The following is a 12,078-nucleotide window of genomic DNA, read 5'->3' on the forward strand; positions in this document are numbered from 1 at the left end:
TTTATCAGTAAGGAACAGAAACAAACAAGCCGCAATTTTGCAATTGCGGCTTGAGAATAGTTTCGCGAGTGGCTTAAGGTAATCAGGCAAGCTTAGCTTTAATTTGACCACTTAATTTGCCCATATCAGCACGGCCCTGAACTTTTGGTTTTAACCAGCCCATTACCTTGCCCATATCCTGCATCCCCGCAGCCTGAGTATCTTGCATCGCTTGTTGAATCAAATCATCTAATTCTTCGGCCGTTAACGGCTGAGGTAAAAATGATTGGATAACATCGATTTCTGCTTTTTCAGTGTCAGCCAAATCTTGGCGTCCAGCATCTTCAAATTGGCTAGCAGCATCTTTACGCTGTTTAACCATCTTTGTTAGCAGTACAATGACATCAGTATCAGTTAACTCAATTCTCTCGTCTACTTCACGCTGCTTTACTGCTGCAAGCGCCATACGAATTGTGCCAAGACGAAGTTTGTCTTTAGCGCGCATAGCATCTTTCATTGCTTGATTTAGTTGTTCAAGAAGGGTCATCTGAAAACTCTAAAACGTAAAACTATTTAGACAGCTTAGGCTTGGAATTAAAAATCTAGATTTAATCCCAAGCAACAGAAGCGAGATATTAGTATAACTTGATGCGACGTGCGTTTTCGCGAGCTAACTTTTTCAAGTGACGCTTTTTAGCAGCTGCTTTCTTACGCTTACGTTCCCAAGTCGGCTTTTCAAAGAATTCGCGACGACGAACTTCTGAAAGAACACCTGCTTTTTCACATGAACGCTTGAAACGACGCAGTGCTACGTCAAATGGTTCGTTCTCTCTTACTTTAACGATTGGCATTAAAATCTCACCTCAAAATATTAAATCTGGTTACCAGCCCAAAAAATAGCCGGTGCGGTCAAAAATGGTGCGGAATTTTAATCATTCGCTGAGCGCTTGTAAAGGGAAGATTGAAGATTATTTCACTTTTGCCGCAAGTTTTTTGCTTTTTGCGGTTTAAATTCGCAGAACCCTAGCGTCTTTGAGGGCGCAAAGGTAAACTTCGAGCAATTTTGATACAGAGTATAAATGAATATGCGAATTTTAGGAATTGAAACTTCCTGTGACGAAACTGGCGTGGCTATTTTGGATGATCAGCAAGGGCTGCTTTCCCATGAATTATATAGTCAAGTGAAGTTACATGCCGATTATGGTGGCGTGGTGCCTGAGTTGGCGTCTAGAGATCACGTCAGGAAAATTGTTCCATTAATTAAAAAAGCCATGTCAGATGCAAATACCACTGCACAGCAGATAGATGGAGTTGCTTACACTCAAGGGCCTGGATTGATCGGCGCTTTATTAGTAGGCGCGTCTGTGGGTAGAAGTTTAGCCTTTGCTTGGAATGTGCCTGCTGTTGGTGTTCATCATATGGAAGGCCATCTACTTGCACCTATGCTCGATGACCCTAAACCTGAATTTCCGTTTATTGCGTTGTTGGTTTCTGGTGGACATACCATGATGGTTCAGGTTGAAGGAATTGGACAATATAAAGTCTTGGGCGAGTCGGTGGATGATGCCGCCGGAGAAGCCTTTGATAAAACCGCAAAAATGATGGGTCTTGATTATCCCGGTGGTCCTTTGTTGGCTAAACTGGCAGAGCAGGGCACACCCGGGCGTTTCCAATTCCCACGACCAATGACCTCGAAACCTGGATTGGATTTTAGCTTTAGTGGTTTAAAAACTGCCGCTGCCAACACTATTCGCTCTGAAAACCTAGATGAACAAACCAAAGCCGATATTGCTTATGCATTCCAAGATGCGGTAGTGGATACCCTAGCAATTAAATGTAGACGAGCTCTCAAGCAAACAAAATTAAAGCGCTTAGTGATTGCCGGCGGAGTCAGTGCCAACACTATGCTCAGAGAACAACTCGAAGGGATGATGAAAAAGATTAACGGTAAGGTGTATTACCCGCGATTAGAATTTTGCACCGATAACGGCGCTATGATTGCTTACGCCGGTTTACAACGTCTTAAGGCCGGTCAAGTAGAATCGCTCAATAGTAAAGCCAAACCTCGCTGGTCTTTAGATACGTTGCCTGCCATTTAATTACAAATTTTTAATTGTAATTTGTTTAATATAATTTCCCATGTCCTATAAACAACACTCTTTATTAAGTTGTTGTTTTTGGGATTGGTGTCAACTTTGTTTACAAGTTGTAAACATTTAACTTGCAACTATATGATTTTCCTACCGTGGCATACTTTATGCTGTTTAAAAAGTGAGCAGTTACGTTCTCGCGCAGTTGCTCACAATGATTCTTATTTCACAAAAGGAAAATTTCATGAATAAGAGTATTTTAAGAAACAGTATAATTTGTTTAATCACCCTTTTACCTATGTTTAGTGTTCAGGCCTATCTTGTGGGAGGGCCCAATTCGTCACTCCAAACAACAAATGGTACCTATACCTGGGATGGTGGGGTGTATGTGAGTGATTTCAGAACTGCATTGGAGAATCCTTTATATTTTGGTGCTGGAGGGGTCGTTAGTGAGTCAATCACCACCATGGATATAATCCCGGATGCAGCAGGTCTAGCCGGAGTTGATGGTTTTATAGCGCCTTGGTGGGCGGTATCTGAATCGAGCGCATACCATGCTGATGTAATAGATTTTTTCCTAAATGGTGGAGATCTATGGTTAATGCAGGACAGTTCTGGACGTGATGGTATAGGTGCAGATCTAGGTATTCCGACTATTGGTCAGACTGCAATTTCTCCAGTAAATGGTATATCGCCTCTATTTGATGGGCCATTTGGTGTAGCAAACAATATTACGCAAGGCGGGGGAGAAGAAGGTTTTTTATCAACCGCTGACGTACTTAATGCTAATGGCAGTATTATCGGTACAAATACTGAAAATCAAGTGATTGCTGCTGCATGGGGGGCTGGACAATTTGCTGCAGGTGCAGGATCACTTATTGTTGTTGCTGATATTGATATGTTTACCACTCAGGCACAATTTGACCCGCTAAATGATAACGGTATTTTTGCATTAAATGCATTTGCGTTTCTGGCAACATCAGAAGACCCTATTGGTGTGCCTAATGTACCTACCCTAATGTTGATCGTATTGGGAATTGGCTTATTAAGACGTGGGCGAAAAATAAATAGATAAATGTCTTAAAAAGTACACTCGTTATATAAGACTAGCGTTTTTTTGGGGGCTTAGTTAAACCACTCGCTTTGCCCTTTTCCCATATCTTGCTTTCTTGGCCACGAAATAAACGTATTAGATTGTCTTTGTGGCGCAAAATTATAAGCACAGCTAACATGCTAACTGGCAAGGTGTACTCTGGCTTCACGAAATAAGTAATAACTGGCGATAAGGCCACTGCGGATATGGCAGCCAATGAGGAATAACCTGTAGCAAATACAACTAATCCCCAACAAGCTATTAATGCTCCAGCCAATTCTACGCCAATGGGTAACATAGCACCAAATGCCGTGGCTACTGCTTTTCCCCCCTTGAAGCTGAAAAACAACGGGAAAATATGTCCTAGGCATGCTGCTATTGCCACAAATCCGAGTACGAGAGGAGAGAATCCAAGATAATAGCTAAACCAAACCGGAATAGTGCCTTTTAGTACGTCGAATAAAAGTACCAAAACCGCCGGTAACCTGCCGCCCAAACGTAAAATATTGGTCGCGCCAGGGTTGCCAGAACCGTGTAAGCGGGGGTTAGGTAAATAAAACAAACTGCTGACAAGCATTGCACTGGAAATAGATCCGGCTAAATAGGCAGAAGTGATCATCAATATTGTTAGTGCTGTCATATACTTGGTCTTCCTAACAAGTTAAACTCTCGAACCTATAAACGGGTAAAAGTGATCTTGTGTTAGCTTCTCACATAGGTCTTCACTTTACTGCATTTAGATATTATAACTGCGCGGATCTGTCATGGACAAAATTATTATACAAGGCTTGCAAGTTAAGTCACTAATCGGGGTCTACGAGTGGGAACGAGAGGCAAAACAACCATTACTAATCGATATTGAGCTATCTAGCGATCTTAGCACTGCGGCAAATTCCGATGATGTGAAAGATACCTTCGATTATGCTGCGTTAGCACTTGCCGTAGAAGAAATAGCCTTCAACAGTCAATTCCAGTTGTTAGAAGCATTAGCAAACCATATTATTCATCATATTTTGAGTTATAACGGTGTTAAAAGCACAAAAGTATCGGTGACAAAACCTAACATATTGCCCAATGCTAAAGCGGTGACAGTAGAACTTTATCGGGAAAATGCTTAACTAATGTTACATCAAATTTATATTAGTATCGGTAGCAATGTTGAGCGGGACAAATATACCCGTGCTGGATTAGATGGTTTGTTTGCACAGTTTGGTGAGTTAACCCTTTCCAATGTCTATGAGAGCGAAGCGGTTGGTTTTAGTGGCTCTCACTTTTATAATTTGGTGGTGGGTGCTAAAACCAGCAAATCTGTACAACAAGTGTGTGAGATCCTCAAATCTATAGAGAATGAAAATGGCCGAATTAGGGGCGAGAAAAAATTCGCACCTAGGACCTTAGATCTCGATCTACTTTTGTTTGATGATATTGTGACCGAAGAAGGGGTGGTATTGCCGCGCCAAGAAATTGATTACAATGCCTTTGTTTTACTACCTCTGAGTGAAATTGCTGGAAATGTGATACACCCTGTTCACCAAAAAAGTATTGCCGCAATGTTGGCCGATTACGATCAAAGCCAACAAAAATTATGGACGATTGAATTTAACTGGAGACCCGCGACATTATGACTTTGTTCGAAATTATTGTTCTCGCTATTATTCAAGGTATAACTGAATTTTTACCCATTTCAAGCTCTGCACATTTGATTCTTCCGTCTGAAATACTTGGTTGGAAAAATCAAGGTTTAGCCTTTGATGTGGCAGTTCATGTCGGGAGCTTGCTGGCGGTCATGATCTACTTTCGCGCCGATATTGCGCGCATGTTGGTAGCTTGGTTGCAATCCGGGTTTAGTAAACAACAAACCGATGATAGTAAGCTAGCATGGTGGGTAATTTTGGCTACCATTCCAGCCGTTGTAATTGGTTTTCTGGCCAAAGATTTCATTGAAGAATATGCTCGTTCAGCGTTAGTCATAGCCTGCACTACCATAGTATTTGGTTTAGTACTTTGGTACGCCGATGTAACGGGCAAACTGACTAAAAATATTTATCAACTGACATGGAAAAACGCACTGTTTATCGGCATAGCTCAAGCCGTCGCGCTTATCCCAGGTACATCCCGCTCTGGCATCACTATGACGGCGGGTTTGATGTTAGGTATGAATCGAGAAAGTGCAGCACGATTTTCTTTTTTATTGTCGATACCGGTTATTTTGGGGGCAGGGTTGTTAGCAACCTTAGATCTGTTGCAGGCGGACACGGCGGTTGATTGGGAAGCTCTTTTTTATGGCATTGTTTTATCATTTATTAGCGCTTATGCCTGTATCTTCTTGTTTCTTTCTTGGATTTCCAAAATTGGTATGTTGCCGTTTGTCATTTATCGCTTAGTGCTAGGTGCTGTTTTACTCGGGTTTGTTTTTTGGTAAATCGGCGTGTTTGTTATAAAGCCTAGTGTTTAAACGTAGTTATTTAGGAGTGTTATTGTGTCTGAAACTATCTTTACAAAAATAATTAATCGCGAGATCCCAGCTGAGATCATTTTTGAAAATGAGCAGGTGTTAGCGTTTAAGGATATTAACCCTCAAGCTCCAATACACTTTTTAGTTATCCCTAAAAAAGCTATTGCCACCATCAATAATATTCAACCAGAAGATGCTGAAATCGTGGGACAGCTTTATTTAGCTGCGGCTCATATAGCCAAGGAACAAGGTTTTGCTGAGAGTGGTTATCGCGCAGTGATGAATTGTAATGTGGATGGCGGGCAGACGGTATACCACATTCATCTGCATGTTTTAGCCGGCAAACCTATGGGCTGGCCACCTTACCAAGATACACTTAAACAGCAGCTACCCTAATCTATTAGGGGTAAGGCACGTCCTTTTAAATACTGTTTTAGAATAGTTGACTCCAAGGGCTTAGCAAAGTAATACCCTTGGAGGTGGTTTACCCCCGCTTTTCTCAAAACTTCTGCTTGCTGCAAAGTTTCAACTCCCTCGGCGACCACATCGTAGCCAAACGCTTTCGCTATTTGCAGTACGGCATTAACTATAGGCATTCCATTGCTATCTAGGCTGTCTACAAACGCCTTATCAATTTTAACTTTGTTAGCCGATAGATCTTGGATCACCGATAGTGATGAATATTCAGTACCAAAATCGTCAATAGAAACCTTAATACCGCGCTCTTGAAGACAAGTTATCTTGTCTAATAGGGTTTCTTTATCAGCTGCAAATACCGATTCTGTAATTTCTATATGGAGAAACTTCGAAGGTAGCCCTGAGTCGACTAAGGCTTGATCTACAATATCAATAAAATCATCATCTTGTAATTGAATCACGCTGACGTTCACTGCCACAGATAAGGGCATTTGCGATTGCCAAGATTTAGCCGCTTTACATGCTTCGTTCAAAACCCAAGCACCAATTTTTCGAATTTGACCATATTGTTCAGCAATGGAAATAAACTCATAAGGTGGGATGTTTTCGTTGACAAGTTGCCATCTTAAAAGTGCTTCAAATGCTACGGGTTGAAAGGTTTCACTATCTACTATGGGTTGAAATACCAGCCGTAGTTGTTGATTCTCAATTGCTTCACTTAATCCGTCTTTTAAACGCTGTTCTCGAGCTAGCTGTTTGCCGAGGTGGGCAGAAAAGACGCCGGCGGTAGAGGGAAAGGCTTTTTTCTGATAATACATAGCTGTATCAGCGAGTTGGATAAGCACATTCTCTTGAGTAGCATGTTCAGGAAACATGGCAATACCAACAGTGGCACTAATTGATAAGCGGTTTCGAGAGAAAATATAAGGCTCAGAAATACGCTTAATTAACTTATCCGCAAGTAAAATGGCTTTACTTTTATTAGAGTTTTCCACCGCAACTAGGAATTCATCGCCTCCCCAACGACATATAAGTTGATGATTTTTGTATATCTCTTTTAATCGTTCAGCGGTTTGTTTCAAAACCATGTCGCCGGTTTCATGGCCAATTGTATCGTTTATTTTCTTAAAACCATCCAAGTCAATAAACAGCAGAGCAATGGATTCGTTTGCTTTTTTACTTTTGTCTATATTCGTGCGCAGGTGAGTGAGAAATGCGTTTCGGTTAAATAAACCGGTTAGGGGATCAATATTGGAGAGCTCATATATTTGTCTCGTCCTAGCGGTGACTTCTGCTTCCATGTCTTCCACTAAAACCGCATTTTCATTTTTCAAACGTATTGCCAGGGCTGTAAAATTAGCGGATTTATTTGCGGTAATTAACATTACGCAACCAAAAGACATCCCTAATAAACCCAAAATATACTCGTGAAATTCAGGCTCTAATAGCAGTGCTATTGAAAAAGGGATTAATAAAATTCCGCTATATAACATTGCTGTTACTTTACTACCGGCCAAGACAGTACTAGCACCACCGGCCATGGCTGAGACAATGATGATGTTAAATGCCAGTTCAATAGTATCTATGTAGGGAAACAGTACAAGACAGTAGATGCACCACATACTTGCAGTTGTAATGGTTCCTAGTGCAAACCGCAAAATCGATTTTTTACTGTTATTTGGCGATGTTTTGTTTTTTTTGAGCCAAAAATAGGTATCCGCTAATCGTATTAATAGCAGTACCATCATCGAAATCCACCAGTAGAATTTAAACGTATCAATGTCTGGATTGGTAAAACCGAATACAAGGAGAGTAGAGGCGACAAGGCTTATAACTATGCCAGCATAGCTATTGCTATATAAGATTTCAGCAGCATCCTGAAAATGTTTCGATTGAAGTGCTAAATTGGAATTAATCGTTTTGCCTCATATTTTTCAATAGCCTCAAAGGCTGATGATGTGGCGAATAACTCTAGCTAATCGATTATTTTAACTACTTGATAATTAGCCTTTGGGCTGGAACCTAATTAACAGTGAATATTAAATCACGCTTTGTAGCTATTGTGAATAGCTACAAAGCGTTGATAAGACAACTTTAGACTAAAGTCTAAGCACTTCTTTACCTTGTTTAAATGTCACATCAACAGGGATATTGGCGTCAGTCAGCTTTTGTAAATCTTCAGCAAGTACTTTTTTGATAATGCCTTTTTCTGCTACTAATTGGCTAACACCTTGATAATCGCCGTCACCTTGTAGGGTTAAAATAACCTCAGATAAAGCAGCAATTGCCTCGCCCATCTTTTCCATATTGACTTGGTAAAGGCCATTTTCATCTCGACTAAAGGCTCCTTTTTCTTGGAAAAAATTAAATCGAATCATGTTGGCTTTTCCATGTGCACTGGATGCTCCAAATCGCACTGAACGGAAAATACCGGCCATAAAGGTGACGTAATAATCTTCTAATTGACCCTCGGTAATCGCTCCTTTGTTAAGAAGCTGTTCAACCATATACAAACCTAAGATATCCGCTTTACCCTCTTCTAACGCTGACGCATGTTCCTTAAGTGCGCCGCGAACAGTGCCTTGACCATCAAGAGTGTTTTTAATTCCTAAACCGTGAGCCACTTCATGGAACATGGTATTGGCAAAAAAGGCATTAAAGGTAATGTGTTTACGCTGTTCTGGGGTAATCAATAGTTCCGATATTGGCAGCAAAATGTGTTCAAACTTGGCCTGCATGGCATTTTTGAGCTGCAGTCTGCGGGTACCATTTTTCAGTTGTACTTCTTCATCATTGGGCAAATTAATGGCAATAGTTTTACTACCCGCATTTGAGTGACCAGCATAGTAAATAACGTCATAGGCATTTAGATCTGCGTTGCTACCTGGCATTTCCGCTTTATACTCGTCTGCCACTGGAAGACCTGTTTGTAGCTCAGGTAAATAAGCTGCATATTTTGCTAAACGCTCGCTCCAACTTAAATCTTTTAATAAAACATAAGCTTCGAACGCTGCACGGTATCCAAATAGTTGATCTTCATAGGTTTCAATGGGGCCTATTACCAATTCAATGGGGTTATCTTTCATTTGCATCCAAGCAAAATCTGATGGTTGATAATTGTCTGTAATTAACGCTTCAGCCCGAATTTTTAAATAATTCCCAAATGTTTGGTTTTCAGCCAACTCGGAGGCTTGCAGTAATAAATCAGCCGCCGCTTGCAAATCATCTGCAAAATAGTCTGAATAGGCCACTTCGATTAATTTACCGCTCTCATCACGAGAAACCATTGAGTACAGGTTATCTTTACGTTTTATATCACTGGCTAAGTATTCTTCCTTACTCATGTCTTCAGGGTAAAACTGCGCGCCTAATGGCTTTTCACGAGTTTGAGTTAAGAAAGGTTTATCGCCGTTCAATCTATCCCAAGGTCCATAATTTATATCTGCAAATTTACGTACTTTCGGATCTTGCAATGAGTCTAAAAACTCTTGTTTAGGTTGACTGAATGCTTGTTTCCAAAACAGGTCGTCCATAATTTTCGATGCATCAATCAACAGAGATAACATTTTTTTCTGGTTTTCACTATATGCTGATAAATCTGCTGATAACGTGACTGGAAAATAGATATCTAAACGTTCTTCAGCAGCAGCCACCAATTCTACTTTTTCTGATTCAGTCGAACTTTGTGGTGTTGGCGTTTGTGTTTGCGTTGATGAATCTGAACAAGCCCCTAAAAACAGTGCGGAGATAGTTAACGCGAGGAGGTTTTTTCTAATCATTGCTCATCCTAATTTGTTTTTTTTATTGAATGCATAAATAATTGAATTGCAAATTTAAATTGGTATGCGTAGTTTATAGTCTCTGTAGAGTGTTTAGTGCAGTTTAAGATACCTTAAGTAAATTATTAACTGCAACACGAGCCCCAGACTATTTGGTATCGTTAAGTTTACCAATTCAATGGAGATGAAGATACTCATCAGACTAAATATTGATACGGCTGCCTTGATTCTCAATGTCGAGTAGGTCATCGCTCAATTATATAGGAAGAAATATGTCCACAGAAAACGCGTTGCTAACCATTCTGGTTGAAAAAATCAAGAATGATACAATTGTTTTACCAACACTTCCCGCGATAGCACTGAAAGTTAGACGTGCTGCAGATGATCCGAAAATAAATCTTAATTCAATGGGCGATATTATTGCTCAAGATCCCTCATTAAGTGCGCGAATAATTAAAATTTCCAATAGTGCCTATTTAGGTCGAGCAATCAAAGTGACATCGGTTTCTCAGGCTGTAACTCGGATTGGTCTTAGTCAAATCAAAAATATTTCAACAGCCTTGGCGATGGAACAGCTGTTTGTTTCTAAAAATGAGTTGGTTAGAGATTATATTGCTAAAATGTGGGCGCAAACCATCGAAAGCCTTTCATATTCTGTTGCGGCACTGCAATTTTATAGTAAAAGTAAAAAGCGTCATTTAAGTTTAGATACTCTCACCCTTGCATCGCTAGTTCATAACATTGGGGTATTACCAATATTGACCGAAGCTGAGCGCCATGAAGAAGTGTTTGCTAACCCTCAATTTTTAAACACGTCTATTATCAAGTTATCAGGACACATAGGTGGCAAAATTATGCGTCAGTGGGATTTTGATGAGCAGTTTGTCAAAATTGCCGAAAAGTGGCGAGATATGAGCTATCAAGAAGAAGACGTTAGTTTCATCGATTTTGTTCGTCTCGGCGCGGCCCTAAGTGGGGTGTTTGATAGTCAAAAAGATGCAGTTTTGAAAATCTGTTTAGATAAAAACATAATAGAAGACTTAAGCATTTTAGATAGTCCTGAATTTATTGATGCTAGAACTAGTGCTAAATCTGTGTTCGCGTAATAATTAGCCAATTCGTTTTTTTGCTAAAAAAATGCTGTATTAGAGAAAACTCTAATACAGCATTTTTATTTAAACCGTGTTTGCTTTGATAGAACCTTAGTCTTGATCTAAGGAAAAGGTTTTTATTAGCCACTGGGAAAAACGTACGATTTCACCAGACATCAACGTAAAGTCGGCATCCACGCGGGCAAGTTTGTCTTCTTTAGGAATATCATCGTTTTGTTCTTTTACCACGTCCGTAAATTTAAGACGTTTAACCGATAAGTCTTCTTCAAGCATGGCAGTAAGACTTTCATCCCATTCAATAGCCAGTTTGTGCACAAATTTTCCGGCTTCAATATGATTAAGAATTTCATCTTCCATAAGAGGTTGGTTTTTAACACGAACAATGCTGTCTTCTTCGCCTTGGCCACGGAGTTCTGCTTCTTCTAATAAAACTACATCACTAGGCGCTGCAGAGTCTTTGATCCAATTTGTTAGCTCTCCTTGGATGCTAGTGCGCGACAACGGGACGACAGGCAAAGATGTCATAGCTTTACGGATCATCGCTAAGAACACTTCAGCTTTACCATCAGCGGAAGCATCTACCACAACCAAGTTATCTTTAATGGAAATAAAACCGTGGGTAAAACTATTCTTGGTAAAGGCTTGAGGTAACAAGCGACGAATTATTTCTTCTTTTAGATCCTGTTTAGCTTTTTTGCCTACGGCTGAGCCGGTTTCAGTTTCAATTTGCGCGACTTTTTCAGCTAATTCGGCATTCACCACTACGGCGGGTAAAATACGTTCCTGCTTTTTTAGGGTTATCCAAATTCGACCTTGGGCACTGTGTAGTAATGTGCTGCCAGATTCAAAAGGAGATGAGAAACCCATAGTGGATAATTCTTGGCTATTACAAGGACGAAATTTAAATTCCGCTAGCTTTTGCTCAACGTCATCTTCTTGCCAGTCTAGTGTTTGCGTAATTGCAAAGAGTTTTAGATTTTTAAACCACATATTCTCTACTTAAATAAGATTTTTATTTGGTATTCAACCTTGTTACTGAATGCATTATTTAGCTGAAGGTAAATACAATGAAAGGGGCGAAGATTAACATGTTTATGGCGGATGCGTCTCGTACAATAAACGTTTATCTAACAGCGTATTGGGCTATTTATTC

13 protein-coding genes are annotated in these 12,078 nt (G+C 40.2%); 7 read left to right on the forward strand and 6 right to left on the reverse strand.

The features are described 5' to 3' along the window. Positions 1-82: 82 nt before the first annotated feature. A complete protein-coding gene (locus tag ABJV04_RS00315; RefSeq protein ID WP_348489112.1) occupies positions 83-526 on the reverse strand; it encodes a GatB/YqeY domain-containing protein in 444 nt (147 codons plus the stop codon). 88 nt (positions 527-614) lie between these two features. Beyond that, a complete protein-coding gene (rpsU, locus tag ABJV04_RS00320; protein WP_008845199.1) occupies positions 615-830 on the reverse strand; it encodes a 30S ribosomal protein S21 in 216 nt (71 codons plus the stop codon). A 234-nt stretch (positions 831-1,064) separates the two neighbouring features. Between rpsU and tsaD the strand changes: the two genes are divergently transcribed. Together tsaD and ABJV04_RS00330 are read left to right on the forward strand one after the other, a co-directional pair. Then, positions 1,065-2,078, forward strand: a complete 1,014-nt coding sequence (gene tsaD / locus ABJV04_RS00325; protein WP_348489301.1) for a tRNA (adenosine(37)-N6)-threonylcarbamoyltransferase complex transferase subunit TsaD — start codon at positions 1,065-1,067, stop codon at positions 2,076-2,078. 235 nt (positions 2,079-2,313) lie between these two features. After that, positions 2,314-3,144 (forward strand): hypothetical protein, encoded by an 831-nt coding sequence (locus tag ABJV04_RS00330; protein WP_348489113.1) that lies wholly within the window; start codon positions 2,314-2,316, stop codon positions 3,142-3,144. 31 nt (positions 3,145-3,175) lie between these two features. Here the strand turns inward: ABJV04_RS00330 and plsY are convergent, their stop codons facing one another. Then, the gene (gene plsY, locus ABJV04_RS00335; protein WP_348489114.1) at positions 3,176-3,802 is read right to left on the reverse strand and encodes a glycerol-3-phosphate 1-O-acyltransferase PlsY; all 627 of its coding nucleotides are present in this window, start codon (positions 3,800-3,802) and stop codon (positions 3,176-3,178) included. A gap of 124 nt (positions 3,803-3,926) precedes the next feature. Between plsY and folB the strand changes: the two genes are divergently transcribed. From folB to ABJV04_RS00355, 4 genes are read left to right on the forward strand one after another with little or no spacing between them, the layout of a single operon-like run. Next, positions 3,927-4,280, forward strand: a complete 354-nt coding sequence (folB, locus tag ABJV04_RS00340) for a dihydroneopterin aldolase (protein ID WP_348489115.1) — start codon at positions 3,927-3,929, stop codon at positions 4,278-4,280. Positions 4,281-4,283: 3 nt separating this feature from the next. Continuing rightward, complete coding sequence (gene folK, locus ABJV04_RS00345; RefSeq protein WP_348489116.1) at positions 4,284-4,787, forward strand: 2-amino-4-hydroxy-6-hydroxymethyldihydropteridine diphosphokinase; 504 nt, start codon at positions 4,284-4,286, stop codon at positions 4,785-4,787. Continuing rightward, positions 4,784-5,584: an undecaprenyl-diphosphate phosphatase gene (locus ABJV04_RS00350; RefSeq protein ID WP_348489117.1), complete on the forward strand. Its 801-nt coding sequence runs from the start codon at positions 4,784-4,786 to the stop codon at positions 5,582-5,584. Before folK ends, ABJV04_RS00350 begins: the two co-directional genes overlap by 4 nt. 57 nt (positions 5,585-5,641) lie before the next feature. Further along, positions 5,642-6,013 (forward strand): histidine triad nucleotide-binding protein, encoded by a 372-nt coding sequence (locus ABJV04_RS00355; protein ID WP_348489118.1) that lies wholly within the window; start codon positions 5,642-5,644, stop codon positions 6,011-6,013. Here ABJV04_RS00355 and ABJV04_RS00360 read toward each other — a convergent pair. Continuing rightward, the gene (locus tag ABJV04_RS00360; protein WP_348489119.1) at positions 6,010-7,782 is read right to left on the reverse strand and encodes an EAL domain-containing protein; all 1,773 of its coding nucleotides are present in this window, start codon (positions 7,780-7,782) and stop codon (positions 6,010-6,012) included. The two genes, ABJV04_RS00355 and ABJV04_RS00360, sit on opposite strands and share 4 nt — an antisense overlap. A gap of 351 nt (positions 7,783-8,133) precedes the next feature. Then, positions 8,134-9,813 (reverse strand): Zn-dependent hydrolase, encoded by a 1,680-nt coding sequence (locus tag ABJV04_RS00365; protein ID WP_348489120.1) that lies wholly within the window; start codon positions 9,811-9,813, stop codon positions 8,134-8,136. Between the two features lie 272 nt (positions 9,814-10,085). Between ABJV04_RS00365 and ABJV04_RS00370 the strand changes: the two genes are divergently transcribed. Next, positions 10,086-10,919: an HDOD domain-containing protein gene (locus tag ABJV04_RS00370; protein WP_348489121.1), complete on the forward strand. Its 834-nt coding sequence runs from the start codon at positions 10,086-10,088 to the stop codon at positions 10,917-10,919. A 96-nt stretch (positions 10,920-11,015) separates the two neighbouring features. Here the strand turns inward: ABJV04_RS00370 and rdgC are convergent, their stop codons facing one another. Next, a complete protein-coding gene (rdgC, locus tag ABJV04_RS00375) occupies positions 11,016-11,915 on the reverse strand; it encodes a recombination-associated protein RdgC (protein ID WP_348489122.1) in 900 nt (299 codons plus the stop codon). Between the last annotated feature and the right edge of the window lie 163 nt (positions 11,916-12,078).

The sequence above is a fragment of the Aliiglaciecola sp. genome (assembly GCF_039982535.1).
Taxonomy (GTDB): domain Bacteria; phylum Pseudomonadota; class Gammaproteobacteria; order Enterobacterales; family Alteromonadaceae; genus Aliiglaciecola.